Origin of the sequence: Ramlibacter albus (genome assembly GCF_014297445.1) — a bacterium.
In the GTDB taxonomy this organism is placed as follows: domain Bacteria; phylum Pseudomonadota; class Gammaproteobacteria; order Burkholderiales; family Burkholderiaceae_C; genus Ramlibacter; species Ramlibacter albus.
In genome coordinates, this window is the sequence record NZ_JACORU010000004.1 from 361,122 (window position 1) to 387,440 (window position 26,319).

Genomic DNA, 26,319 nt, shown 5'->3' on the forward strand with positions numbered 1-26,319 from the left:
GCCCATGAAAGTGCGGTTCACCAAGATGCAGGGCGCCGGCAACGACTTCGTCGTGCTGGACGAAACCCGCGGCCGCCTGCAGCTCACGCCCGAGCAGTACCGCCGCCTGGCCGACCGGCACTTCGGCATCGGCGCCGACCAGATCCTCTCCGTGCGCCCTTCGCCCGCGCCGGGTGTCGATTTCGAATACGTGATCCACAACGCCGACGGCGGCGAGGTGGAGCAGTGCGGCAACGGCGCGCGCTGCTTCGCGCGCTACGTGCGCGACAAGGGCCTGACGGGCAGCGACACCATCCGCGTGCAGACGCTCTCGGGCGTGATCGAGCCGCGCATCGGCGCGGACGGCCGCGTCACCGTGGACATGGGCGCGCCCATCTTCGCGCTGCCGCAGGTGCCGTTCGACGCAGCCGGCCTGTCGCCGCACACCGACGGCGGCTGGGAGAAGTGGACGCTGGCGCTCGGCACGAATGCCGATTCGCCCAAGGTGCAGGTCGCGGTGCTCTCGATGGGCAACCCGCATGCCGTGCAGGAGGTGGCGGACGTCGACACCGCACCCGTGCGCGAGATGGGCCCGAAGATCGAGCACCACCCGCGCTTTCCGAACCGCGTGAACGCCGGTTTCATGCAGGTGCTGGACCGCTCGCGCGTGAAGCTGCGCGTGTGGGAGCGTGGCGCGGGCGAGACGCTCGCATGCGGCACGGGGGCCTGCGCCGCCGTTGTCGCGGGCATTCGCCTTGGCAGGCTCGACAATCGCGTTGACGTGCAGACGCACGGCGGCGTGCTCACCATCGAATGGCGCCCCGGCGCGAACGTGCTGATGACGGGGCCCGCGGTCACCGTCTTCGAAGGCGAAATGGAACTCTGAATGACGACACCCAGCGACGGCATGAACCCGATCACCGAGGACGACATCGCCAACTACCTGGCGAACACGCCCGACTTCTTCGAGCGCCATGCGCAATTGCTGGCCGCCGTGCAGCTGACCAGCCCGCACGGCAACCGCGCCGTGAGCCTGCAGGAGCGGCAGGCCGAGATGCTGCGCGAGAAGATCAAGGCGCTGGAGCACCGCATCATGGACATGGTGCGCAACGGCAACGAGAACATGGTGATCTCCGACCGCATCCACCGCTGGGCGCGCTCGATGTTCGTCGTGCAGTCCGGCCGCGCGCTGCCGCCCACGCTGGTGGCGGAGCTGCAGAAGCAGTTCATGGTGCCGCAGGTGGCGCTGAAGGTCTGGGACGTGGACACGCGCTATGCCGGCGAGCCGTTCGCGCAGGGCGTGAGCGAGGATGCGAAGAGCTTTGCTTCGTCGCTCACCTCCGCCTACTGCGGCGTCAACTCCGGTTTCGAGGCCGTGGACTGGCTCGAAGACCCCGCCACCGCGATGTCGATCGCGCTCGTGCCGCTGCGCGCGGGTGCGATCAACAGCCCCGGCGCGGCGTTCGGCATGCTGGTGCTCGCGTCGCCCGACCCGCAGCGCTTCCAGAGCGGCATGGGCACGGACTTCCTGGAGCGCATCGCGGAGCTGGCGAGCGCGGCGCTGGCGCGCATCCGGCCGAAGTGACATGGACACCGGACTGATCGAGAAGTATCTCGAACACGTCCGCGTCGAGAAGCGGCTGGCCGACCGCACGCTGGAGCTTTACTCGCTCGACCTGCGCAAGCTGGCCGACAACGCCGAAAAGGCGGGCATCGAACTCACGCGCGTGCAGAACGCGCACATCCGCCGCTGGGTGGCGCAGATGCACGGCGGCGGGCGCAGCCCGCGGGGGATCGCGCTCATCCTTTCCGGCTGGCGCGGCTTCTATGCGTGGCTCGGGCGCGAAGGGCTGGTTCCAACCAATCCCGTGGTCGATGTGCGCGCACCGAAGGCGCCGAAGCCCTTGCCCAAGGCGCTGGGCGTCGACGAAGCGATGCAGCTGGCCGACCACAACGAAGAAGCCGATGACCCGTGGCTCGAAACGCGCGATGCGGCGATCGTCGAGCTGCTCTACGGCTGCGGCCTGCGCGTCGGCGAAGTCGTGGGGCTCGATGCCCATGCGGGGCCGAAGTCACGCGGCTGGCTCGACCTCGAAGGCGGCGAAGCCCACGTGCTCGGCAAGGGCAGCAAGCGGCGCATCGTGCCGGTCGGCGCGAAGGCGCTCGAAGCCCTGCGCGCGTGGCTGGCCGTGCGCGACCAGGCGGCCCTCGCGGAGCAGCCCGCGCTCTTCATCGGCCGCCACGGCACGCGGCTGACCGCGCAGTCGATCTGGGCGCGGCTGAAGCGGCGCAGCCTGCTCGCCGGCCTCGCGACACCCGTGCATCCGCACATGCTGCGGCACTCGTTCGCCAGCCACGTGCTGCAATCGAGCCAGGATTTGCGGGCCGTGCAGGAGCTGCTCGGTCACGCAAGCATCGGCACGACGCAGGTCTACACGCGCCTCGACTTCCAGCACCTCGCGAAGGCGTACGACGCGGCGCACCCGCGCGCGAAACGCAAGTGAAAGAAGGTCTGTCATCACGGACTTGATCCGGGATCCATGGTGGCGCGCCGACATGGATTGCGGGTCAAGCCCGCAATGACGGCCCCACCGGACTAGGCGCCCTGCACCCCCGCCTGGCCCGGGCTCACAGCTGTCGGCGTCGGGTCCCTCGGCAGCGTGAACACCGCGCGCTTGCTGTCCGCAGGTACGTTTGCCAGCAGCGCCTCCAGCCGCGTGAGCACGTCCTCCGGGTCGGTGCCGTCCATGGGGATCAGCGCCTGCGCCACGCGAGCCTGCGCCACCCAGTCGATCGGACGGTTCTTGAAGGGCATGAGGCAGCGCGCCACGACGCGCGGCGCCGCCTCCGCCACTTCGCCCGCCGTCAGCGGCCCTTCGAGCAGGATGCCGAAGCGGTTCTCCGACAGCCGCGCCACGCTGTCGATCTCTCGCGCCGACGAGAGCAGCCGCCCGGCAACGCGCAAAGGCAGTTCGTCGGCGGCCGCGCGCCCGTACTGCCGCCGCACGTCCTCGATGTTGGCGATGTCCACCAGCAGCACCGCGCTGCGGTACTTCAGCCGCACCGAGCGCGCCATCATCTGTACGAGCCGCTCATTGAAGACGAAGCCGTTGATCAGGCCCGTTGCGGGGTCGACCCGGTCGATCTTCAGGATGCGCCGCCGGTTCTCGCGCCGGTGCTGGCTGCGCAGCATCAGGATGACCAGCAGGATCGGCAGTTCCAGCGCGATGCCCAATTGCATGCCGTGCATGGTCGCGAAGCTAACCGGGATGAGGCCTGCGAGCCGCGCCAGCGGGAAGGCGGCGCCGATCAGCACCGGGATGGTCCCTACCAGCAGGCCCACGGCGAAGCGGTCGCCGCGCCACGCCGCCCAGATGTTGGCGGCCGTGCCCACCGAGGTGCCCAGCACGATGTACGGGACCATGATCCGGAACCGGTAGGAGGGCTCGGACAGCACGATGACGGCGATGACGACGATGCCCAGCGCCGACACCGCGCGCAGCAGCCAGTGCAGCCGCCGCGAGCGCTCGGGCAGCGACACGAGCGACGACACGAAACCCTGCATCGCCGCGACCGCCGCGACGGGCAGCACCATCGAGGACAGGTCGTGCCAGTACGGCCAGTTGGGCCACAGGTGCAGGCCGGCCACGCCGGTCATCGCGCCCTGGCCGAGGCCCATCAGCCCCACCACGGCGGCGTACCAGCCATAGGCCGTGTCCTGCAGCGAAACCGCGCTGAGCAGGGCGACGATCACGGACAGCGCCACCAGGCCGAAGTACATGCCCAGGACGAGCGACGTGCGCTGCTCGCTGCGCGCGAGGTAGCTGTCGGACACGAAGGTGAGCGGCGCGCTGAAGCTGTGCGGGTTCTCGATCTTCACCAGGTACTTGCGCGGTACCTCGGCCGACACCTGGATCGGCATGAGCGGGTGGCGGTAGGGCACCGGCCAGTCCGCGACGGGAAGGGTGTCGCCCGCCGACTGGGACTGCCACTCGCCCGCGCTGTCCTGCGTGTAGAGCGTCACCCGGTTGACGGAGGGGTACGGCACCTCGAGGTACCAGCGTTCGTGGTCCGGCGCGGGCGGCACGGTGAAGCGGACCCACAGCGCCTTGTGCGTGTCCAGCCGGTAGATGGCGCCCTCGTGCGTGGGCTGCCAGGGAATGGAGGGATCCGACGCGACGCGTTCCACCTTCGCCTGCGGGCCCTCGTCGACCCACGCGTCGCCCCAGTCGAGCAGCTGCACCGGGCCCCTGGCCACGTCCAGCTCCAGCACGTGGCGTGCTGACGCGGGCGTGGCCCCCAACATGGCCATGCAGGTCACCAGCAGCGCGCCGCCCAGCCAGGCGCGTGCCCTTTCCAACAACCCCATCCGCACTCCTTTTCGCCGGATTGTCCCCGCGCCGGGGCGGCCTGTCTGCCGCCGGAATGACAATAGGCGCATGAAAGTCATCCGGTTGAAGGAGGGCAAGGAGCGTTCGCTGCTGCGCCGCCACCCCTGGGTTTTCGATTCCGCGGTCCACAAGGGCGGCGCGGACAGCGGCGAGACGGTGCGCGTGGAAGCGCAGGACGGCCGCTTCCTGGCCTGGGGCGCGTTCAGCCCCGCGTCGCACATGCGCGTGCGCGCGTGGAGCTTCCAGGAGGGGCAGCGCATCGATGCGGACTTCCTGCGGCAGACCGTCGCGCGCGCGGTCGCGGCGCGCGAGCGCATGGGGATCCAGAGCGACGGGATGCGGCTGGTGCACGGCGAGTCGGACGGGCTGCCGGGGCTGGTGGTGGACCGCTATGGGGACACGCTCGTGGCGCAGTTCCTCGCGGCCGGCACGGAGCGGTGGAAGAAGGTGCTCGCCGATGCGCTGCTCGAGGCCACCGGCCTGGCGAAGCTGTACGAGCGCTCCGATGCGAATGCGCGCTCGCTCGAGGGCCTGCCCGTTGCCACCGGCTGGCTGCGGGGCGAAGGGCCGACACAGCTGGAGATCCGCGAACACGGCTGGCGCTTCGCGGTCGACATCGCGGCCGGCCACAAGACGGGCTTCTACCTCGACCAGCGGGACAGCCGGCATCTCTTCGCCTCGTACGCCGAACGCCTGCAATTCCAGCGCGTGCTCAATTGCTATTGCTACACCGGCGGCTTCACGATCGCGGCGCTCGCGGGCGGTGCCGCCCACGTGACCTCGGTCGACTCGTCGGGCCCGTCGCTCGCGCGCGCCCGCGAGAACGTCGCCCTCAACGGCTTCGACGCGGCGCGCGCGGAGTTCCTCGATGCGGACGTCAACGCCACGCTGCGCGGCTTCATCGAGGCCGGCCGCACGTTCGACGCCATCGTCCTCGACCCGCCCAAGCTCGCGCCCACCGCCGCGCACGCGGAACGCGCCGCGCGGGCGTACAAGGACATCAACCGGCTCGCCCTCAAGCTGCTGGAGCCGGGCGGCGTGCTCTTCACGTACTCGTGTTCGGGCGGCATCTCCGCCGACCTCTTCCACAAGATCGTCGCCTCCGCCGGCACCGATGCGGCCGTGGACGGCTACATCGCGCAGCGCATGGGCGCCGCGCCCGACCACCCGATGACGCTCGCATTTCCCGAAGGGGAATACTTGAAGGGCCTCGTGGTCGTTCGCAAGTAACTACACTTTCCGGTTCCCCCAGGAGTTCCAAGATGTCCCTCATCCCCGCCACCATCCTCACCGGCTTCCTCGGCTCGGGCAAGACGACGCTGCTCAAGCGCGTGCTCGGCGAGGCCCACGGCCAGAAGATCGCCGTGATCGAGAACGAGTTCGGCGAGGAGAACATCGACAACGACATCCTCGTCAATGAAACCAAGGAGCAGATCGTCCAGATGAGCAACGGCTGCATCTGCTGCACGATCCGCGAGGACCTGCGCCAGGCGCTGCAGCTGCTGGCCGCCAAGAAGCGCAAGGGCCTGCTCGACTTCGACCGCGTGGTGATCGAGACGACGGGCCTGGCGGACCCCGGCCCGGTGGCGCAGACCTTCTTCATGGACGACGAGATCGCCGAGAGCTACCTGCTCGACTCCATCATCACCTTGGTGGACGCCAAACACGCGCAGGGCCAGCTGGACGAGCGGCAGGAGGCGCGCCGGCAGGTGGGCTTCGCCGACCAGATCTTCATCAGCAAGACCGACCTCGTGGCGAAGGACGAAGTGGATGCGCTGGTGCACCGCCTCAAGCACATGAACCCGCGCGCGCCGCACAAGCCGGTGCACTTCGGCGAGGTGCCGATCAAGGAGGTGTTCGACCTGCGCGGCTTCAACCTGAACGCCAAGCTGGACATCGACCCGGACTTCCTGAAGGAAGACGACCACGACCACGAGCACCACCACCACGACCATGACCACGAGCATGGCGAGCACTGCGACCACCCGCACCACCATGCGCACGACGACGACGTCAAGAGCTTCGTGTTCCGCTCGCCGCGCGCCTTCGACCCGGCCAGGCTCGAGGACTTCCTGGGCGCCATCGTCAACATCTACGGCCCGCGCATGCTGCGCTACAAGGGCGTGCTGAACATGAAGGGCACCGAGCGCAAGGTGATCTTCCAGGGCGTGCACCAGCTCATGGGCAGCGACCTCGGGCCGAACTGGGCACCCGGCGAGGAGCGCCTGAGCAAGATGGTGTTCATCGGCATCGACCTGCCCCGGGACATCTTCCTGCAGGGCCTGGAGCAGTGCCTGGTTTAGTCAATGTGTCTTAAGGGCGCAACTGCCCACGGCCCGGCTGGGACAGACGTCCTGCCTACAGGCAAAAAGGCTGCCAGCGCGCATGCGCCGCCCGACAATCAGGGTATAAATCGCCCTCATGAAGGCGTTACCCCCCGAGAAAAAGGCAGTCCGGCGGCTCGGCCGCATGGCGCTGCCGGCGCCTGACCAGCGAGGAGACAACCAGTGAAGGCACAGCCCAAGGCCGCGGCCAAGGCAAAGAAGCCCGCGGCAAAGGCCAGGCCGGCCCCGAAGCCCGTTGCGAAGAAGGCGGCGGCCAAGGCGCCGGCGAAGAAGGCGGCCCCCGCCAAGGCGGCCAAGCCGGCGGCGAAGAAGGCCGCGCCGGCCAAGGCCGCCAAGGCGCCGCCGGCGAAGAAAGCGCCGGCCAAGACCGCCGCCAAGACGGTGGCCAAGGTCGCCGCCAAGGCCGTCGAAGCTGTGAAGAACCTCGTGAAGTCCGCCAAGGCGGCCGCGTCCGCCGCCCCGGCGCCCAAGCCGGCGCCGGCGGCCAAGGCCGCCACCTCCGCTGTTGCCGCGCACGCCCCCGTGGCCGCGGCACCGGCCCCCGTGCCCCGGCCCGCCGCCGTGGCACCCGCCCCGTCGCCGGCCGCGCCCGCCGCGGCCAAAGCAAGCTATACCCCCATGGCCCAATCCACACTCCCCCCTCCGCCCGTCGTGGCAGTCAAGAAAGACCCCAAGTTGGCCAACAACTGGAAAACGAAGGACGCCTCCGAGCTGAGCGACGCCGAAGTGCTCGCCATGCCGGACTCCGAGTACATGAACGACAAGCAGATGGCGTTCTTCCGCCTGAAGCTGCTGCAGCTGAAGCAGGACATCCTCAATAGCGCGGGAGAGACCACCGAGCACCTGCGCGAGGAGACCGTGATCGTGCCGGACCCGGCCGACCGGGCCACGATCGAGGAAGAACACGCGCTGGAACTGCGCACGCGCGACCGCGAGCGCAAGCTGCTCAAGAAGATCGAGCAGTCCATCGCCCGCATCGACGCCGGCGACTACGGCTATTGCGACGAGACGGGCGAGCCGATCGGCGTCGGCCGCCTGCTGGCCCGCCCGACCGCCACGCTGTCGCTGGAGGCGCAGCAGCGGCGCGAGTTGAAGCAGAAGATGTTCGGGGACTGACCCCCTTCATCCATCCGCGCTACTGGCTTTTCCCGCAGCCCGCCGCCACACTAGCGACATGCCGCCGCCGAAGGACGAACGCGAAGCCGGCCTGCTTTCCAAGGTAGTTCGCTTCGTCAAGAACCCGACCACGAACTGGGCCGACCTGGGCGAACAGGAGGCCGAGCGGGAGAGCTCGTACTCCAAGCAGATGCTCAAGGAGATGATCGAGCGCAAGCGGCGCAACGACTTCGTGCGCAAGCGCGAGTTCGACATGCTTCGCAAGATGCGCCGCAGCGAGGTGATGGCGGGGCAGGACCCCGCCGCCCGCCCCTCCTTCTTCCAGAGCTCCATGCCGTCCAAGCCGGACGACCGCGCCACCACGCTCAAGAAGATCGACGAGATCGAGGCGCAGATGTCCATGCAGTGGTGGAAGACCAAGCATGGCGGCCCCGACCAGCTGCGCGGCGCCGGCGGCAGCAGCACCAACTTTCCCATGTCGTCGCACATGCCGCCGGACGCGGTGAGCCGCCCGGTGGACGCGCCCGGCATGAAGTCGACGGCGTACACGCGCACGGCGCCGCAGGAGCTGGCCGCCGCTCCCACGCCGGCGCCGCAGGTGGACGCGCCGATGCTGGAGTCCATCACGCCCATGGCGCGCCAGCCGGCGCCGCCGGATGCGGGCCCGGTCGGTCGCAGTGCGCCGCCCGGCTCTTCGGGCATCCCGCGTACGCCGCCGATGTCGCAGCAGGCCCCCCTCGCCGCGGAGCCGGCCGCTCCCGCACCGGCGCCGGCGCGCGCGCCGGTGCAGATTTCACCCATGTCCATGGGCCCGCCCTCCGAGCCGGGCGGCACGCCGTCCAGCGCGTTCTCGGCCTCCAAGCTGTTCGCGATCGACGTCGACGAATTCGCGCACGACCCGGAGCTGGAGGAGGCGTCCATCCGTTTCGCGAATGGCGACGACGCCGGCGCGGAGGCCGGCCTGCTGGAGGTGCTGGGGCCGAACGGCGCCCGCCTCAACCACGACGAGACCTGGCTGACGCTGTTCGACCTGTACCGGGCCACCGGCCGGCAGGACCGCTTCGAGACGGCGGCGATCGATTTCGCGGGCCGCTTCGGGCGCTCGGCGCCGCAGTGGTTCTCGATGCCCGAGATCGTGGGCCGCATGAGCCAGCCAGCAGCGGCGGCCGCAGCCGCTGCACCGCCGGCCGGCCAGCCCGTGGCGGACTGGACCTGCCCCGCCACCTTCGGCACGCAGACGCTCGCGGCCATGAACGCGGGCCTGGCCAAGGCGCAGCAGCCGTGGCGCCTGTCCTGGTCCAAGCTCACGACGATCCAGGAGGCGGCCGTGGAGCCGCTCACGCGCCTGTTCACGCAGTGGGCCGCCCAGCCCGTGCAGCTGCGCTTCATCGGCGCCGACGCGTTCGAGAAGGTGTTGAAGGATGCGACGCCATCGGGTGACCGTGGCGTGAACCCCGCGTGGTGGAAGCTGCGCATGGAAGTGCTGCGCGTGATGCACCGGCCCGACGAGTTCGAGCTGGTCGCGCTCGATTACTGCGTGACGTACGAAGTGTCGCCGCCGTCGTGGGACAGCGCGCGCTGCGAGTACAAGCCTTTGCAGGCGGACGGCAGCTATGCGGGCGGGCACACCATCGTCGGTGAAGCCTTCCGCGATTCGCTCACGTCCGGCATGAGCCAGGGCTACGGCGACACGCAGATCAACTCGCAGCACTCGCAGATGTCGAACGTCTCCACCGTGGAGCTGGCAGGCCAGATCCTCGGCGACGCCACCGACGCGCTGGACCTGCTGGAAAGCAAGCTGCTCGGTGCCGACGTGATGGTCATCTCGTGCGCGCGACTCATCCGCATCGACTTCTCGGCGGCGGGCACGCTGCTGAACTGGGTGACGGCGCGGCAGGCCGAGGGCCGGCAGGTGCAGTTCATCGAGGTGCATCGCCTCGTCGCCGCGTTCTTCAACGTGATCGGCATCAGCGAGCACGCGCGCGTCATCCCCCGCCACGACTGACGGCAGCTTGATTTGGGCCTTCGCGGCCCCATCATGCTTCGATGGAACAATTTCATGGAACGACCATCCTGAGCGTGCGCCGCAACGGGCAGGTCGCGATCGGCGGCGATGGGCAAGTCACCCTCGGCAACGTCGTCGTCAAGGGCTCGGCCCGCAAGGTCCGCAAGCTCTACCACGACAAGGTGCTCGCGGGCTTCGCGGGCGCAACCGCAGACGCCTTCACGCTGTTCGAACGCTTCGAGGGCAAGCTCGAGAAGCACCAGGGCCACCTCGTGCGCGCGGCGATCGAACTCACCAAGGACTGGCGCACCGACCGCGTGCTGCGCCGGCTCGAGGCGATGCTCGCAGTCGCGGACAAGGACGCCTCGCTCATCATCACCGGCAACGGCGACGTGCTCGAGCCCGAGCACGGCATCATCGCCATCGGCTCGGGCGGCGCGTATGCGCAGGCCGCGGCCAAGGCACTCCTCGACAACTCGGAGCTCGGCGCGCGCGACATCGTGAAGAAGTCGCTGGAGATCGCGGGCGAGCTTTGCATCTACACGAACATGAACCACACCATCGAGGTTCTAGGGGACAAGGCATGAGCTCGATGACGCCCCAGGAGATCGTCTCCGAACTCGATCGCCACATCGTCGGCCAGGGCGACGCCAAGCGCGCGGTGGCCATCGCGCTGCGCAACCGCTGGCGCCGCCAGCAGGTCGACGAGAAGCTGCGACCCGAAATCACGCCGAAGAACATCCTCATGATCGGCCCCACCGGCGTGGGCAAGACAGAGATCGCGCGTCGCCTCGCGCGCCTCGCGGATGCGCCCTTCATCAAGGTGGAGGCCACCAAGTTCACCGAAGTGGGCTACGTCGGCAAGGACGTGGACTCGATCGTGCGCGACCTCGCCGAGATGGCCGTGAAGCAGACGCGCGTGGCCGAGATGCGCAAGGTGCGCACGCGCGCGGAGGACGCGGCCGAGGAGCGCATCCTCGACGTGCTGCTGCCCGGCATGAACAGCGAGGACGGCAATGCGACGCGACAGGCCTTCCGCAAGAAGCTGCGCGAGAAGCAGCTCGACGACAAGGAAGTCGAGATCGAGGTGGCCGAGCCCAAGCCCGACCTGCAGATCATGGGCCCGCCGGGCATGGAGGACATGACGGAGCAACTGCGAGGCCTGTTCTCGCAGATGGGCGGCAGCAAGCGCAAGAGCCGCAAGCTGAAGATCGCCGAGGCGATGAAGCTGCTGGTGGACGAGGAAGCCGCGCGCATGGTCAACGAGGACGACATCCGCACGCAGGCCATCGCGAACGCGGAGCAGAACGGCATCGTGTTCATCGACGAGATCGACAAGGTGGCTTCGCGGGCGGAGCATGGCGGTGCCGATGTCTCGCGGCAGGGTGTGCAGCGCGACCTGCTGCCGCTGGTGGAAGGCACGACCGTGTCGACGAAGTACGGGCCGATCAAGACGGACCACATCCTCTTCATCGCGAGCGGTGCTTTCCACCTGTCCAAGCCCAGCGACCTGATCCCCGAGCTGCAGGGCCGCTTCCCGATCCGCGTGGAGCTGTCTTCACTCTCCGTGCAGGACTTCGAAGCCATCCTCACGAGCACGCATGCGTCGCTGGTGAAGCAGTACCAGGCGCTGCTGGAGACCGAAGGCGTGAAGCTCGAATTCACGCCCGAGGGCATCACGCGTCTTGCCGCCATCGCGTACGAAGTGAACGAGCGCACCGAGAACATCGGCGCGCGGCGGCTGTCCACCGTGATGGAGCGGCTGCTGGACGAGGTGAGCTACGACGCGGTGAAGCTCTACGGCCAAACCGTGCGCATCGACGGGCCCTACGTGGACGCCCGGCTGAAGGAGCTCAGCCGGGACGAGGACCTCTCGCGCTACATCCTGTGACCTTGCCGTTGAGGCTAAGACTTCACTTTCAGAGCCCCACGTAAGTGCTTGCTTTAGAACGGTTTTTGGCGCCAATCGACTGTCAGAATCGGTTCTAAGTCGTTGATTCCAAAGGGAAAATCCGCACGCCGACCGCTTGCGCCGCCAGCGTTTCCTGCTACAGTGCAAAAAAGTGCAATTAAGTGGGGGAAGGTGCCTTTACCTTTCCCCATGCGCATTTCAACAGTAGCAAGGGCTGACACAGGTGTTCCAGGGCGCGTCGTCGCTGAGTCTAGATGCCAAGGGGCGGCTTTCCATGCCGACCCGGCACCGTGACGTGCTCGCCGCGACCGCCGCCAACCAGCTCACCATCACCAAGCACCCCCACGGCTGCCTCATGATTTTTCCCCGCCCGGAGTGGGAAAAGTTCAGGGAACGCATCGCCGCGCTCCCCATGGCCGCGCAGTGGTGGAAGAGAATCTTCCTGGGCAACGCGATGGACGTCGAGCTGGACTCGACCGGCCGCGTGCTGATCTCGCCCGAGCTGCGCGCCGCCGCCGGCATCGAGAAGGACACCATGCTGCTGGGCATGGGCGGCTTCTTCGAGCTGTGGGACAAGGCGACCTACGAGGCGAAGGAGGCGGAGGCGATGGCCGCAGAGATGCCCGATGTATTCAAGGAATTCTCTTTCTGAAGGCAGACGGTGGACACATGGCAACACACCACCGTCTTGTTGAACGAAGCAGTCACAGCTCTCCTCACCAAGCCGGATGCAACCTATGTCGACGCGACGTTCGGCCGCGGCGGGCATTCGCGCCTGCTGCTCTCGAAGCTCGGGCCGCAGGGCCGGCTCATCGCCTTCGACAAGGACCCCGATGCCGTCGCCGAGGCAGCGCGCATCGCGGATGCGCGCTTTTCCATCCGGCACGAGGGTTTCCGCTCGCTGGGCGAGTTGCCGCACGGCTCGGTGGCGGGTGTGCTGATGGACCTCGGCGTGAGCTCGCCGCAGATCGACAACCCCTCGCGCGGATTCTCCTTCCGCAACGAGGGCCCTTTGGACATGCGCATGGACCCCACGCGGGGCCAGAGCGCCGCGCAATTCCTTGCCACCGCCCCGGTGGAGCAGATGGCGGAGGTGATCCGTGACTATGGCGAAGAACGGTTTGCTTTTCAGGTTGCAAAGGCGATTGATGCTCGCCGACAGGAACGGGGCCCTCTTGCAACCACCACCGAGCTGGCCGAACTCGTGGCTCGTGCGGTCAAAACCCGCGAGCCGGGCCAGGACCCTGCAACGCGCACATTTCAGGCTCTTCGGATTTTCGTCAACGCCGAGCTTGAAGAGCTGCAAGAGGCGCTAGATGCGAGCCTCACCATCCTGCAACCCGGCGGCCGCCTCGTGGCGATCGCCTTCCATTCGCTGGAAGACCGCATCGTGAAGCAGTTCATCGCGAAGCACTCGCGCGAGGTGGTGGACCGCCGCGCGCCCTTCGCGCCGCCCAAGGCGATGAAGCTGCGCGCACTGGAGCGCGTGAAGCCTTCCGCGCAGGAAGTCGCCGCGAACCCGCGCGCACGCAGCGCGATCATGCGCGTGGCCGAGAGGACCGACGCATGACGAGGCTCAACCTCGTGCTGCTCCTCGCCGTGCTGGCCAGCGCGCTCTACCTCGTGCGCGTGCAGTACGAGTCGCGCCGCCTCTACGTGGAAGTGGAGCGCGCGGAGGCCGAGATGCGCCGCCTGCTCGTGGAGAACGAGCGGCTGCAGGTCGAGCGGCGTGCACAGGCCACGCCCGCGCGCGTGGAGCGCGTCGCGCGCGAGCAGCTGCAGATGCGCGCGGCCACGCCCGCGATCACGCAATACGTGACCTTGAAGGGGGCTTCGAAGTGAAATCGAAGGCCGTCCTCTACACCTCCAGCCCGCTGCTCGCGAGCAAGACACCGGTCTGGCGCAGCAAGCTCATCGTGGCGGGCATCGCCGTCGGCTTCCTCGTGCTCGCGGGCCGCGCGGCGTGGATCCAGGTGTGGGGCAACGACTTCTTCCGCAAGCAGGGTGAGGTGCGCTTCGCGCGCACCCTCGAGCTGCCCGCCAACCGCGGCCGCATCTTCGACCGCAATGGGCTTCTGCTCGCCACCAGCGTGCCCGCCCAAAGCATCTGGGCGTTCGCGGAGGACGTGGAGCGCGACAAGGAAAAGCTCGCGAAGCTCGCGAAGCTGCTGGAGATGCCGCTGCCGGAGCTGATGAAGAAGCTGCCGGCGCCGCCGCCGGGCGACCGCTCGGACACGGAGGACAAAACCTTCGTCTGGCTCAAGCGGCTCGTCGACGACCAGGTGGCGCGCGACATCGCGGCCCTGAACCTCAAGGGCATCTACCAGCGCAAGGAATACCGGCGCCAGTACCCCGAGGGCGAGGCCGCCGCGCACGTCGTGGGCTTCACGAGCGTGGAGGACAAGGGCCAGGAAGGCATCGAGCTCGCGTTCGACAAGGACCTCGCGGGCCGTGCCGGCCAGCGCCGCGTGATCAAGGACCGGCTCGGCCGCATCGTCGAGGACGTCGGCGAACAAGTGCCACCGGTGGACGGCAAGGACCTGCAGCTGTCGATCGACTCCAAGGTGCAGTTCTTCGCGTACCAGAAGCTGCGCGAGGCGGTGATCGACCACAAGGCCAAGGCGGGCAGCGTGGTGGTGCTCGACGTGCGCACGGGCGAGGTCCTCGCGCTCGCCAACTTCCCGAGCTATGTGCCGGGCAAGCGGCAGAACCTCACCGGTGCGCAGCTGCGCAACCGGGCGCTCACCGACACCTTCGAGCCGGGCTCGACGATGAAGCCCTTCATCGCCGCGCTCGCGCTGGAGAAGGGCATGGTCAAGCCGGAGACGCCGATCCAGACGGCGCCCGGGCGCCTCACGATCGGCGGCTCCACGATCAGCGACGCGCACCCGCACGGCGTGCTCACGGTCACGGAAGTGATCCAGAAGTCGAGCAACGTCGGCACCGTGAAGATGGCGATGCAGATGCAGCCGCGCGAGATGTGGGAGATGTATTCCAGCGTGGGCCTCGGCCAGCGCCCGCAGCTGCCGTTCCCCGGCGTGGTGAGCGGCAAGCTGCGCAACCCCAAGGGCTGGCGACCGATCGAGCAGGCGACCATGAGCTACGGCTACGGCCTCTCGGCCAGCCTGTTCCAGCTGGCGCGCGCGTACACCGTGTTCGCGCGCGACGGCGAGCTCGTGCCGGTCACGCTGATGAAGCAGGACGGCGACATGCCCGGCGTGCGAGTGTTGCAGCCGCAGACGGCACAGGCCGTTCGCAACATGCTGCACCTGGTCACGCTCAATGGCGGCACGGCGCCGCGCGCGCAGACCATGGGTTACTCGGTCGGCGGCAAGACGGGCACCGCGCACAAGCAGGAAGGCAAGGGCTATGCGGACAAGAAGTACCGTGGCTTCTTCGTGGGCGTGGCGCCCGTCGAGAAGCCGCGCGTGGTCGTGGCCGTGATGATCGACGAGCCGAGCGGCGGCAAGTACTTCGGCGGCGACGTGGCCGCGCCCGTCTTCAGCGCGACCGTGCAGCAGACGCTGCGCATGCTGGGCGTGCAGCCGGACATGAACGTCCGCCCGCAGATCGTGGTCGAAGCGGTGGAGGAGTCGTTCTGATGCTGGAACTGGCCACCCCGCTCGACGCCGCACGCTGGCTCAAGGGCCGCGTGACGGGGCGGCTCACGTGCGACAGCCGCAAGGTCGGCATGGGCGATGGCTTCATCGCATGGCCCGGTGCGGCCGTCGACGGGCGCAAGTTCGTGCCCGATGCGCTGAGGCAGGGTGCACGCGCGGTGCTCGTGGAGCGCGAAGGCGCGGAGCCGTTCGGCTTCACCAGCGAAGCCGTGGCTGCGTACCGCGGGCTCAAGGCAGCGACGGGGCTGATCGCAGACGCTTACTACGACGCGCCGAGCGACAAGCTGGATGTGCTCGCGGTCACCGGCACCAACGGGAAGACATCGACCGCCTGGTGGCTCGCGCAGGCGCTCACGCATGCCGGGCAGCCAGCAGGCGTGATCGGCACGCTGGGCACGGGCCGGCCGCCGAACGTGGAATTCACAGGCCTCACGACGCCGGACCCGGTGCTGCTGCAGGCGCAGTTCCGCAAGTTCATCGATGAAGGCGCGAAGGCCTGCGCGATCGAGGCGTCGTCCATCGGCATCGTCGAAGGCCGCCTCGACGGCACGCGCATCCGCGTGGCGATCTTCACCAACTTCACGCAGGACCATCTCGACTACCACGGCACGATGGAGGCGTACTGGGAGGCCAAGGCGCGCCTCTTCCAGTGGCCGGGCCTGCGCGCCGCGGTGATCAACCTCGACGACGAGAAGGGCGACGTGCTGGTCGCCATGCTCGCCGGTTCGGGCGTCGACGTGTGGACGGTCGGCTGCGTGCGTGACGCGCGCCTGAAGGCACAAGACATCGGCTATGGACCTGAAGGGCTGCGCTTCACGGTCACCGAAGGCAGCGAGCGCGAGGAGCTGCACACGCAGGTGGTCGGCCAGTACAACGTGTCCAACCTGCTCGGCGTGATCGGCGCCCTGCGCGCGCAATCCATCCCGCTGCCCGAAGCAGTGGCCGCATGCCGCAACCTGCTCGCCGTGCCCGGCCGCATGGAGCGCATCGCGCTGCCCGGCAAGCCGGTGGTGGCCGTCGACTATGCGCACACGCCCGATGCATTGGACAAGGCCCTGCAGGCATTGCGCCCGATGGCGCAGCAGCGCGGCGGCAAGCTGTGGTGCATCTTCGGCTGCGGCGGCGACCGCGACCCCACCAAGCGCCCGGTGATGGCTGCCGTGGCCGAGAAGAACGCCGACAAGGTGGTGGTGACCAGCGACAACCCCCGCAGCGAGAAGCCCGAGGCCATCATCAGCCAGGTGTTGCTGGGCCTGTCGCACCACGAGTGCGTGGAAGTGCAGTCGGATCGCGCACGCGCGATTGCCGAGACGGTTGCCGCAGCCGCGCCCGAGGACGTGGTGCTCATCGCCGGCAAGGGGCACGAGGATTACCAGGAGATCGCGGGCGTGAAGCACCCGTTCTCCGACCAGCAGCATGCGCGTGCCGCTCTGGAGGCGCGCGCATGAAGCCGATGTTCACGCTCACGAAGGCCCTTGTCTGGCTGCCGGGCGCCACGCTGCACGGCAGCGGCGACACGCCGGTGATGCGCGTGCATTCCGACACGCGCACGCTGCAGCCCGGCGACCTGTTCGTCGCCATCAAGGGCGACACCTTCGACGCCAACGACTTCATCGCCGACGCGCACGCCAAGGGCGCGGCGGCGGTCATCGCCCACCGCGGCCGCATCCCGGCCGGCGTGAACGGCCTCGAAGTCGACGACACCAAGCTCGCACTCGGCGAGCTCGCAGCGGCCTGGCGCAAGCAGTTCCGCATCCCGCTCATCGCTGTCACAGGAAGCAACGGAAAGACGACGGTCACGCAGATGATCGCGTCGATCCTGCGCGCCTGGCAGCCGGATCACCACCTCGCCACGCAGGGCAACCTGAACAACGACATCGGCCTGCCGCTGACGCTGCTGCGCATGCGTGCGGAAGCCCGCATCGGCGTGATCGAGCTCGGCATGAACCATCCGGGCGAGATCGGCTACCTCGCGAAGATCGCGCGGCCCACGGTGGCCCTGGTGAACAACGCGCAGCGCGAGCACCAGGAGTTCATGGCGAGCGTCGAAGCGGTGGCGCGCGAGAACGGCTCGGTGATAGAGGCACTGGGCGAGGACGGCACCGCGGTCTTCCCCGCGGGCGACGAATTCACGGCGCTGTGGGCGCGGATGGCGGGCTCGCGCAGGCAGCTCACCTTCGGCGACGAGAGTGCCGACATCGGTTTGGCCGGGTCTGAATGGCTTGAGGGGCATTGGCTGGCAGATGCGAAAACGCGCGCCGGCCGGTTGGTCTTCCGACTCCATATCGCCGGCCGCCACAACGTGCGCAATGCACTGGCCGCCGCGGCCTGCGCGATCGCGGCTGGCGTGCCCGCGTACGCGATCGTGCAGGGGCTGCAGCAGTTCCAGCCCGTCAAGGGACGCTCGCGCGCCCTCGGGGTGAAGCTGGGCGGCCGCACGCTCACGCTGGTGGACGACAGCTACAACGCCAACCCGGACTCGGTGCGCGCCGCGATCGACGTGCTCGCCGAATTGCCCGGCCCGCGCCTGCTGGTGCTGGGCGACATGGGCGAGGTGGGCACGCAGGGCCCCGAGTTCCACGAGGAAGTGGGCGACTACGCGCGCGAGCGCGGCATCGACAAGGTGTTCACGCTGGGCGAGCTGGCCTCGGGCGTGAAGGGCCGGCACTTCGACTCGATCGAGGAGCTGAACGACGCCGTCGTCAGCGAACTGGACAACACGCGCAGCCTGCTGGTGAAGGGCTCGCGCTTCATGAAGATGGAACGAGTGGTGGACGCTGTCACAAAACGGGGAGCGCAAGCATGATGCTCTGGCTGGCCGCCTGGCTGCAGACGCTGAGCCCCGCGTTCGGGTTCACGCGCGTGTTCCAGTACATCACCTTCCGGGCGGTGATGGCGGCGATGACCGCGCTCCTGATCGGCCTGTGGGCCGGCCCGTGGGTGATCCGCCGCCTGACCGAGCTGAAGATCGGCCAGCCGGTGCGCGACTACGCGATGGACACGCACCTGGTGAAGAGCGGCACGCCCACGATGGGTGGCGTGCTGATCCTCATCTCGATCGCGCTGGCCACGCTGCTGTGGTTCGACTGGAGCAACCGCTTCGTGTGGATCGTGCTCATCGTGACGCTGGGCTTCGGCACGATCGGGTGGGTGGACGACTGGCGCAAGGTGGTCAACAAGGACCCCGAGGGCATGCGCTCGCGCGAGAAGTATTTCTGGCAGTCGGTGATTGGCCTGCTCGCGGCCCTTTACCTCGTGTTCAGCATCTCCGAGGTTTCCAACCTGCGCGTGATCGACCTCTTCTTCAAGTGGGTGCTGTCCGGCTTCGACGTGAACCTGCCGCCGAAGGCGGGCCTGCTGGTGCCGTTCTTCAAGGAGATCAGCTACCCGCTGGGCGTGTTCGGCTTCGTGCTGCTGACGTACGTGGTGATCGTGGGATCGAGCAACGCGGTGAACCTCACCGACGGCCTCGACGGGCTCGCGATCATGCCCGTCGTGATGGTCGGCTCCGCGCTCGGCGTGTTCGCATACGTCACCGGCAGCGCGGTGTTCTCCAAGTACCTGCTGCTGCCCTACATCCCGGGCTCCGGGGAGCTGCTGATCTTCTGCGCGGCGATGGCAGGCGCGGGGCTGGCCTTCCTGTGGTTCAACGCGTACCCGGCCCAGGTGTTCATGGGCGACGTCGGCGCGCTCGCGCTTGGCGGCGCGCTGGGCACCATCGCCGTGATCGTGCGGCAGGAGATCGTGCTCGCGATCATGGGCGGCATCTTCGTGGTGGAAGCCGTCTCCGTGATGATCCAGGTGGCGTACTTCAAGTACACCAAGCGCCGCTACGGCACGGGCAAGCGCGTGCTGCTGATGGCGCCGCTGCACCACCACTTCGAGAAGACCGGCTGGAAGGAAACGCAGGTGGTGGTCCGCTTCTGGATCATCACGATGCTGCTGTGCCTCGTCGGTCTCTCTACGCTCAAGCTGCGGTGATGGACGAACAGGACAACAACACCCCACAACAGCACGTCCTCGTGCTGGGCTGCGGGCTGTCGGGCCTGGCGATGGCACGCTGGTTCGCCGGGCAGGGTGCGCGCGTGACGGTGGCTGACACGCGCGCCGAGCCGCCGCAGCTGGCGGACCTGCGCGCGCAGGTGCCGGATGCCGAATTCGTGGGCGGCGAGTTCACGCCCGCGCTGCTGGAAGGCAAGACGCTCGTGCTGCGCAGCCCGGGCCTCACGCCCGCTCAAGTGGCACCGGTCGTGGACGCCGCGAAGGAACGCGGCATTCGCGTGATGGGCGAGCTGGGCGTGTTCGCCGATGCGCTGGCGCGGATGAAAGCGGAGCAGGGCTATGTGCCCGCCGTGCTGGCAGTCACCGGCACCAACGGGAAGACAACGGTCACCGCACTGACCGGCCAGCTCGTCGAGCGAACCGGCCGCACGGTGGCGGTGGCCGGCAACATCGGCCCGACGCTGCTGGAAACGCTGGCGCAGAAGGCGGAGGCCAACGCGCTGCCGCAGGTGTGGGTGATCGAGCTTTCCAGCTTCCAGCTCGAAGGCGTGGACAACTTCGAGCCGACGGCGGCGACGGTGCTCAACGTCACGCAGGACCACCTGGACTGGCATGGCGACATGACTGCCTATGCGGCGGCGAAATCGCGCATTTTCGGCTCGCACGCATTGATGGTGCTCAACCGCGAGGACCCGGTCGTGATGTCGATGCTGCCTCCTGCCGTCCGGCTGAAGGGCGGGAAGATGGAGCAACGCGAGTACGTCACCTTCGGTGGCGACATGCCGCAGCGGCCGGGCGACTACGGCATCGAGGTCGTGCACGGCATGGCCTGGCTCGTGCGCGCGCACGAAGCGGACGAGACGCTGAAGCGCCGGAAGGACGAAGAAGAAGAGGAGCTGCACCTGCAGCGCCTCATGCCGGCCGATGCGCTGCGCATCCGCGGCCGGCACAACGCGATCAACGCGCTGTCGGCGGTTGCCCTCGCAACGGCGGCGGGCCTGCCGCTCGCGCCGATGCTCTACGGGCTGCGCGAGTATCGCGGCGAGCCGCACCGTGTCGAACCCGTCGGCATCGTCAACGAAGTGGAGTACTTCGACGACAGCAAGGGCACGAACGTCGGCGCGACCGTCGCCGCGCTGCAGGGCCTGGGTGCCGAACGCAAGCTGGTCGTCATCCTCGGCGGCGACGGCAAGGGGCAGGACTTCGCCCCGCTGGCGGCGCCGGTGTCGCGCTTCGCGCGGGCGGCGGTGCTGATCGGGCGCGACGCGCCGCAGATCCGTGCGGTGCTGGAGCCGACCGGTGTGCCGCTGATCGATGCGGGGTCGATGGAAGAGGCCGTGAAGCTCGCGACGACGCGCGCGCACGCGGGCGACGCGGTGCTGATGTCGCCGGCGTGTGCCAGCTTCGACATGTTTCGCAACTATCCGCATCGGGCGGAAGTGTTTCGCGCGGCCGTGCAATCGCTGGCGGACGAGGCCGGGTCCATGCTCGGAGGTGACACCGCATGAGTGTCGCCAACGTCATCGCGGGCTTGACCCGCAATCCATTCCGGCGCGGCGACACGCCACCATGGATGCCCGGTCGAGCACGGCATGACAAGGCTGTGGTGTCCGGCGTCGATCAACCGCTGGTGTGGGTCACGGTCGCCCTGCTCGCCTTCGGCCTGGTAATGGTCTATTCCGCGTCCATCGCCATGCCGGACAACCCGAAGTTCGCGCGCTACGCGCACGACTACTTCCTCACGCGCCACTCGCTCTTCGTCGGCCTCGCCTTCGTCGCCGGCCTGCTCGCGTTCCAGGTCCCGGTGGTGAGCTGGGAGCGCCTCGCCCCGTGGCTCTTCGTCGCGTCCCTCGTGCTTCTGATGGTGGTGCTGATCCCGCACGTGGGCAAGGGCGTCAACGGCGCGCGCCGCTGGATCGGCCTGGGCTTCATGAGCTTCCAGCCGTCGGAGCTGGCCAAGCTGGCCGTCGTGCTCTACGCGGCGGACTACATGGTCCGCAAGATGGAGGTGAAGGAGCGCTTCTTCCGCGCCGTGCTGCCGATGGCGGTCGCCGTCGCCGTCGTCGGCCTGCTGCTGCTGGCCGAGCCCGATATGGGCGCCTTCATGGTGATCGCGGTGATCGCGATGGGCATCCTGTTCCTCGGCGGCGTCAACGCGCGGATGTTCTTCCTGATCGCGGCCGTGATGACCATCGCGTTCGTGCTGATGATCGCGCTGTCCGAGTGGCGCCGCGAGCGCATCTTTGCCTACCTCGACCCGTGGAGCGAGAAGCACGCGCTGGGCAAGGGCTACCAGCTGTCGCACTCGCTCATCGCCATCGGCCGGGGCGAGATATTCGGCGTCGGCCTCGGCGGCAGCGTGGAGAAGCTGCACTGGCTGCCCGAGGCGCACACCGACTTCCTGCTGGCCGTGATCGGCGAGGAGTTCGGCCTCGTGGGCGTGCTCACCGTCATCGGCCTGTTCCTGTGGATGACGCGCCGCATCATGCACATCGGGCGTCAAGCCATTGCGCTCGACCGCGTGTTCGCAGGCCTCGTGGCGCAGGGTGTCGGCATCTGGATCGGTTTCCAGGCGTTCATCAACATGGGCGTGAACCTCGGCGCGCTGCCCACCAAGGGGCTCACGCTGCCTCTCATGAGTTACGGCGGGTCGGCGGTGCTGATGAACGTCATCGCGATCGCGATCGTGCTGCGTATCGACTACGAGAACAGGGTGCTGATGCGAGGGGGCCGCGCATGAAGCGGGCCCTGGTCATGGCAGGCGGCACCGGCGGCCACATCTTCCCCGGCCTCGCGGTCGCGGAGGCGCTGCGCGGCCGCGGCTGGACCATCCACTGGCTGGGCGGCCCCAACAGCATGGAAAGCCAGATCGTCCCCGCGCGCGGCATCGCGTTCGAATCGATCGACTTCGGCGGCGTGCGCGGCAAGGGTCCGCTCACGCTGTTCCTGCTGCCGCTGCGGCTGCTGCGCGCCTTCTGGCAAAGCCTGCAGGTGGTGCGGCGCGTGCAGCCGAACGTGGTGGTGGGTCTCGGCGGCTACATCACCTTCCCGGCCGGGATGATGAGCGTGCTGCTCGGCAAGCCGCTCGTGCTGCACGAGCAGAACTCGGTGGCGGGCATGGCGAACAAGGTGCTCGCCGGTGTGGCGGACCGCGTGTTCACCGCGTTCCCGGGCGTGTTCAAAAAGGGCCGTTGGGTGGGCAACCCGCTGCGCGAGGAGTTCCTCAAGCAGCCGCCGCCGGAGCAGCGGCTCAAGTCGCGCGCCGGCAAGTTCAAGGTGCTGGTGGTGGGCGGCAGCCTGGGCGCCAAGGCGCTCAACGAGATCGTGCCGCAGGCGCTCGCGCTGATGCCGCCCGAGCTGCGGCCCTACGTGCTGCACCAGAGCGGCCAGAAGCAGATCGACGAATTGAAGGCGAACTACGCCAACGCGGGCGTGTTCGCCGAGCTCACGCCCTTCATCCAGAACACGGCGGAAGCGTTCGCCGAAGCGGACCTCGTGATCTGCCGCGCTGGCGCGAGCACGGTGACCGAGATCGCGGCGGTCGGAGCCGCGGCGCTGTTCGTGCCGTTCCCCTTCGCCGTGGACGACCACCAGACAACCAACGCCCGCTTCCTTGCCGACAACGGCGGCGGCTGGCTGATCCAGCAAAAAGACCTGACGCCGCAGAAGCTGGCGGATTTCATCAGCAACCTCAAGCGGGACGAGCTGCTCCAGAGGGCGGTTGCTGCCAAGAAGATGCAGAAGACGGAGGCCACTGCGGACATCGTGTCCGCATGCGAGGAACTGGCCACATGAAACACGCAATCAAACATATCCACTTCGTCGGCATCGGCGGCGCCGGCATGTCCGGCATCGCCGAGGTGCTGCGCAACCTCGGCTACCTGATCTCCGGCTCGGACCTCGCCGAGAGCGCGACCACCAAGCGCCTGCAATCCATCGGTATCCAGACCTTCATCGGCCACCAGGCCGCGAACGTGATCGGCGCCGATGCGGTGGTGACCTCCACCGCCGTACAGGCCGACAACCCGGAGGTCGTGGCTGCGCGCAAGCGCAAGATCCCGATCGTGCCGCGTGCCGTGATGCTCGCGGAGCTGATGCGCCTGAAGCAGGGCATCGCCATCGCGGGCACGCACGGCAAGACGACGACGACGAGCCTCGTCGCGAGCGTGCTGGCCGAGGGCGGGCTCGACCCCACCTTCGTGATCGGCGGCCGCTTGAACAGTGCCGGCGCCAACGCCAAGCTGGGCAGCGGCGACTACATCGTCGTGGAAGCCGACGAGTCCGACGCGTCGTTCCTGAACCTGATGCCGGTGATGGCGGTCGTGACGAACATCGACGCCGACCACATGGACACCTACGGGCACGACTTCAACAACCTGAAGCGCGCCTTCGTCGAGTTCCTGCACCGCATGCCGTTCTACGGCACGGCCATCCTGTGCGTGGACGATGCGGCCGTGCGCTCGATCATCGGCGACGTGCAGTGCCCGGTCACCACGTACGGCACGAGCGAGGACGCGCAGGTGCGCGCGCTGGACATCCGCGCCGAGGGCACGCAGATGAAGTTCCGCGTGCAACGCCGCAACGGCGTGACGCTGCCGGACCTGCATGTCACGCTCAACCTCGTGGGCATGCACAACGTGCTGAACGCGCTGTCCGCGATCGCGGTGGCCGTGGAACTGAACATCCCCGACGAAGCGGTGCTCAAGGCGCTGGCCGAGTTCAAGGGCGTGGGGCGGCGCTTCCAGAGCTACGGCGAACTCCCGGCCAAGGATGGCGGCAAGTTCACGGTGATCGAGGACTACGGCCACCACCCGGTGGAACTCGCCGCGACGCTGTCTGCTGCACGAGGCGCGTTCCCGGACAAGCGCCTCGTGGTCGCTTTCCAGCCGCACCGCTACACGCGCACGCGCGACTGCTTCGAAGACTTTGTTCGCGTGCTCGGGCAGGCCGACGTGGTGCTGCTGTCCGAGGTGTACGCGGCCGGCGAGGAACCCATCGTCGCAGCGGACGGCCGCTCGCTGGCGCGCGCGCTGCGCGTCGCCGGCAGGGTCGAGCCGCACTTCGTCCCCGAGATCGCCGCGATGCCGCAGGCGATCCAGGACATCGCCAAGGGCGGCGACGTCGTGATGTGCATGGGCGCCGGCTCGATCGGCGGCGTCCCGGCCAAGCTGGTGGAGATGGCGAAATGAGCGGCCCGGTCGACGTCAAGTCCTTCGGCAAGGTCGCCGTGCTGATGGGCGGCCAGTCCGCCGAGCGCGAAGTCTCGCTCATGTCCGGCGCGGGCGTGCTCAAGGCACTGCAATCGAAAGGCGTGGACGCGCATGCGTTCGACCCGGCCGAGCGCGACCTCGTGGAACTCAAGCGCAAGGGCTTCAAGCGCTGCTTCATCGCGCTGCACGGCCGCTTCGGCGAGGACGGCACGGTGCAGGGCGCGCTGGAACTGCTCGGCATCCCCTACACCGGCTCCGGCGTGATGGCCAGCGCCATCGCCATCGACAAGACGATGACCAAGCGCGTGTGGGTCGCCGAGGGCATCCCCACGCCGAAGTACCAGCTGCTCAGGCGCGGCCTGTTCACGCGCGAGCAGGTGATCCAGGTCCCCGACGAGCTGGGCCTGCCGGTGATCGTGAAGCCGGCCCGCGAAGGCTCGTCCATCGGCGTGACGAAGGCGCAGGGTTACTCCGAGATGCAGGACGCGGTGACGAAGGCCGCGGAACTCGACGCGGACATCCTGTGCGAACAGTTCGTCTCCGGCGACGAGGTGACCTGCCCGGTGCTCGGCACCGGCGACACGGCGCGCGCGCTGCCGGTGATCCGCATCGTCGCGCCCGAGGGCAACTACGACTACCAGAACAAGTACTTCACCGACGACACCAAGTACCTCGTGCCCTGCGGCCTGCCCGAAGGCGAGGAGGCCGCGATCCAGGAGATCGTGCTCAAGGCGTACAAGGTGCTGGGCTGCCGCGGCTGGGGCCGCATCGACGTGATGATCGACGGCAAGACGCGCAAGCCCTACCTGCTGGAGATCAACACCTCGCCCGGCATGACGGGCCACTCGCTCGTGCCCATGTCGGCGCGCGCCGCAGGCATCTCGTACGAGGACCTGTGCCTGATGCTGCTCGCCGACGCGGCGCTGGACCAGGAGGCGAAGACCAAATGACCGCCAGCCTGCCCGCACCGGTCGACGTCAAGCTGATGAACATCACCGCCACGGTGCTGTTCCTCGGCTTCGGCGTGCTGCTGGTCGTGGCAGGCGTGCGCTGGGCGCTGAACCACCAGCTCTTCGCCATCGCGGGCATCACGGTGACGGGCGACACGGCGCACAACAGCGTGGCGACGCTGCGCGCCAACGTCGCGCCGCGCCTCGCGGGCAACTTCTTCACGCTGGACCTCAAGCAGGCGCAGGGCGTCTTCGAGACGGCGCCGTGGGTGCGCAAGGCGGTGGTGCGCAAGCAGTTCCCCAACCGGCTGAAGGTGCAGCTGCAGGAGCACCAGGCGGTGGCGTTCTGGGGCGCGGAAGGCGAGACGCGCATGGTCAACAGCTTCGGCGAGGTGTTCGAAGCCAACGCGGGCGAGGTGGAAACCGAGAACCTGCCCCGCCTGGCGGGCCCCGACGGCGAGTCGGCGCAGGTGCTGGGCCTGTACCGCTCCGTGGCGCCGCTCTTCGAGCCGCTGGACCTGTCGGTGGAGGAGCTCACGCTCACGGGCCGCGGCAGCTGGTCGCTGCAGCTGGACACCGGCGCCGTCGTGGAGCTGGGGCGCGGCACGCCGCAGGAAGTGGCCGCACGCGCGCAGCGCTTCGTGCAGACGCTGACGCAGGTGACGGGCAAGTACGCGCGGCGGCCGGAGGCGCTGGTGTCGGCGGACCTGCGGCACGAGAACGGGTACGCGATCAGGTTGCGCGGGGTCACGACGACCGAAGCGCAGCCCAAGAGGTAGGAGAAGAGGA

Annotated in this window: 23 protein-coding genes; 22 read left to right on the forward strand and 1 reads right to left on the reverse strand. The window is 68.4% G+C overall.

The genetic code is table 11. From position 1 onward, the window contains the following. The first annotated feature begins 4 nt into the window (after window positions 1-4). From dapF to H8R02_RS13500, 3 genes are read left to right on the forward strand one after another with little or no spacing between them, the layout of a single operon-like run. On the forward strand, window positions 5-865 hold the full coding sequence (dapF, locus tag H8R02_RS13495; RefSeq protein ID WP_187081943.1) for a diaminopimelate epimerase: 861 nt from the start codon (window positions 5-7) through the stop codon (window positions 863-865). Beyond that, on the forward strand, window positions 866-1,564 hold the full coding sequence (locus H8R02_RS30405) for a DUF484 family protein (RefSeq protein WP_255429325.1): 699 nt from the start codon (window positions 866-868) through the stop codon (window positions 1,562-1,564). Window position 1,565: 1 nt separating this feature from the next. Beyond that, a complete protein-coding gene (locus tag H8R02_RS13500; RefSeq protein ID WP_255429326.1) occupies window positions 1,566-2,483 on the forward strand; it encodes a tyrosine recombinase XerC in 918 nt (305 codons plus the stop codon). A gap of 92 nt (window positions 2,484-2,575) precedes the next feature. Here the strand turns inward: H8R02_RS13500 and H8R02_RS13505 are convergent, their stop codons facing one another. Then, window positions 2,576-4,348 (reverse strand): sensor domain-containing diguanylate cyclase, encoded by a 1,773-nt coding sequence (locus tag H8R02_RS13505; RefSeq protein WP_187081945.1) that lies wholly within the window; start codon window positions 4,346-4,348, stop codon window positions 2,576-2,578. Between the two features lie 70 nt (window positions 4,349-4,418). On the opposite strand from H8R02_RS13505, the gene H8R02_RS13510 reads away from it, so the two are divergent. From H8R02_RS13510 to H8R02_RS13600, 19 genes are all read left to right on the forward strand, one after another. Next, a complete protein-coding gene (locus tag H8R02_RS13510) occupies window positions 4,419-5,600 on the forward strand; it encodes a class I SAM-dependent rRNA methyltransferase (RefSeq protein WP_187081946.1) in 1,182 nt (393 codons plus the stop codon). A gap of 32 nt (window positions 5,601-5,632) precedes the next feature. Then, window positions 5,633-6,673, forward strand: a complete 1,041-nt coding sequence (locus tag H8R02_RS13515; RefSeq protein ID WP_187081947.1) for a CobW family GTP-binding protein — start codon at window positions 5,633-5,635, stop codon at window positions 6,671-6,673. Between the two features lie 204 nt (window positions 6,674-6,877). Continuing rightward, window positions 6,878-7,831: an RNA polymerase-binding protein DksA gene (gene dksA / locus H8R02_RS13520; protein WP_187081948.1), complete on the forward strand. Its 954-nt coding sequence runs from the start codon at window positions 6,878-6,880 to the stop codon at window positions 7,829-7,831. A 58-nt stretch (window positions 7,832-7,889) separates the two neighbouring features. Then, the gene (locus H8R02_RS13525) at window positions 7,890-9,836 is read left to right on the forward strand and encodes an STAS domain-containing protein (RefSeq protein ID WP_187081949.1); all 1,947 of its coding nucleotides are present in this window, start codon (window positions 7,890-7,892) and stop codon (window positions 9,834-9,836) included. 41 nt (window positions 9,837-9,877) lie between these two features. Next, complete coding sequence (hslV, locus tag H8R02_RS13530; RefSeq protein WP_187081950.1) at window positions 9,878-10,423, forward strand: ATP-dependent protease subunit HslV; 546 nt, start codon at window positions 9,878-9,880, stop codon at window positions 10,421-10,423. Continuing rightward, entirely contained in the window at window positions 10,420-11,727 is a 1,308-nt protein-coding gene (gene hslU / locus H8R02_RS13535) for an ATP-dependent protease ATPase subunit HslU (RefSeq protein ID WP_187081951.1), read from the forward strand. Before hslV ends, hslU begins: the two co-directional genes overlap by 4 nt. 244 nt (window positions 11,728-11,971) lie before the next feature. Further along, the gene (gene mraZ, locus H8R02_RS13540) at window positions 11,972-12,400 is read left to right on the forward strand and encodes a division/cell wall cluster transcriptional repressor MraZ (protein ID WP_187081952.1); all 429 of its coding nucleotides are present in this window, start codon (window positions 11,972-11,974) and stop codon (window positions 12,398-12,400) included. Window positions 12,401-12,409: 9 nt separating this feature from the next. Further along, window positions 12,410-13,318: a 16S rRNA (cytosine(1402)-N(4))-methyltransferase RsmH gene (rsmH, locus tag H8R02_RS13545; RefSeq protein ID WP_187081953.1), complete on the forward strand. Its 909-nt coding sequence runs from the start codon at window positions 12,410-12,412 to the stop codon at window positions 13,316-13,318. Next, window positions 13,315-13,590, forward strand: a complete 276-nt coding sequence (ftsL, locus tag H8R02_RS13550; RefSeq protein WP_187081954.1) for a cell division protein FtsL — start codon at window positions 13,315-13,317, stop codon at window positions 13,588-13,590. The genes rsmH and ftsL overlap by 4 nt, the downstream gene beginning before the upstream one ends. Beyond that, window positions 13,587-15,350, forward strand: a complete 1,764-nt coding sequence (locus tag H8R02_RS13555; protein ID WP_187081955.1) for a peptidoglycan D,D-transpeptidase FtsI family protein — start codon at window positions 13,587-13,589, stop codon at window positions 15,348-15,350. Before ftsL ends, H8R02_RS13555 begins: the two co-directional genes overlap by 4 nt. Continuing rightward, window positions 15,350-16,816 carry a UDP-N-acetylmuramoyl-L-alanyl-D-glutamate--2,6-diaminopimelate ligase gene (locus H8R02_RS13560; RefSeq protein ID WP_187081956.1) on the forward strand — a complete coding sequence of 489 codons (1,467 nt, stop codon included), beginning with the start codon at window positions 15,350-15,352 and terminating at the stop codon, window positions 16,814-16,816. Before H8R02_RS13555 ends, H8R02_RS13560 begins: the two co-directional genes overlap by 1 nt. A 5-nt stretch (window positions 16,817-16,821) precedes the next feature. Beyond that, on the forward strand, window positions 16,822-18,174 hold the full coding sequence (locus H8R02_RS13565; RefSeq protein ID WP_187082061.1) for a UDP-N-acetylmuramoyl-tripeptide--D-alanyl-D-alanine ligase: 1,353 nt from the start codon (window positions 16,822-16,824) through the stop codon (window positions 18,172-18,174). Continuing rightward, window positions 18,171-19,349 carry a phospho-N-acetylmuramoyl-pentapeptide-transferase gene (gene mraY / locus H8R02_RS13570; RefSeq protein WP_187081957.1) on the forward strand — a complete coding sequence of 393 codons (1,179 nt, stop codon included), beginning with the start codon at window positions 18,171-18,173 and terminating at the stop codon, window positions 19,347-19,349. The genes H8R02_RS13565 and mraY overlap by 4 nt, the downstream gene beginning before the upstream one ends. After that, a complete protein-coding gene (gene murD / locus H8R02_RS13575) occupies window positions 19,349-20,878 on the forward strand; it encodes a UDP-N-acetylmuramoyl-L-alanine--D-glutamate ligase (protein ID WP_187081958.1) in 1,530 nt (509 codons plus the stop codon). The genes mraY and murD overlap by 1 nt, the downstream gene beginning before the upstream one ends. Continuing rightward, on the forward strand, window positions 20,875-22,110 hold the full coding sequence (gene ftsW, locus H8R02_RS13580; RefSeq protein ID WP_187081959.1) for a putative lipid II flippase FtsW: 1,236 nt from the start codon (window positions 20,875-20,877) through the stop codon (window positions 22,108-22,110). The genes murD and ftsW overlap by 4 nt, the downstream gene beginning before the upstream one ends. Continuing rightward, the gene (murG, locus tag H8R02_RS13585; protein WP_187081960.1) at window positions 22,107-23,165 is read left to right on the forward strand and encodes an undecaprenyldiphospho-muramoylpentapeptide beta-N-acetylglucosaminyltransferase; all 1,059 of its coding nucleotides are present in this window, start codon (window positions 22,107-22,109) and stop codon (window positions 23,163-23,165) included. The genes ftsW and murG overlap by 4 nt, the downstream gene beginning before the upstream one ends. Next, on the forward strand, window positions 23,162-24,559 hold the full coding sequence (gene murC, locus H8R02_RS13590; RefSeq protein WP_187081961.1) for a UDP-N-acetylmuramate--L-alanine ligase: 1,398 nt from the start codon (window positions 23,162-23,164) through the stop codon (window positions 24,557-24,559). The genes murG and murC overlap by 4 nt, the downstream gene beginning before the upstream one ends. After that, complete coding sequence (locus H8R02_RS13595; RefSeq protein WP_187081962.1) at window positions 24,556-25,530, forward strand: D-alanine--D-alanine ligase; 975 nt, start codon at window positions 24,556-24,558, stop codon at window positions 25,528-25,530. The genes murC and H8R02_RS13595 overlap by 4 nt, the downstream gene beginning before the upstream one ends. Further along, window positions 25,527-26,309, forward strand: coding sequence for a cell division protein FtsQ/DivIB (locus H8R02_RS13600; RefSeq protein WP_187081963.1), 783 nt, complete (start codon window positions 25,527-25,529; stop codon window positions 26,307-26,309). Before H8R02_RS13595 ends, H8R02_RS13600 begins: the two co-directional genes overlap by 4 nt. Window positions 26,310-26,319: the final 10 nt, after the last annotated feature.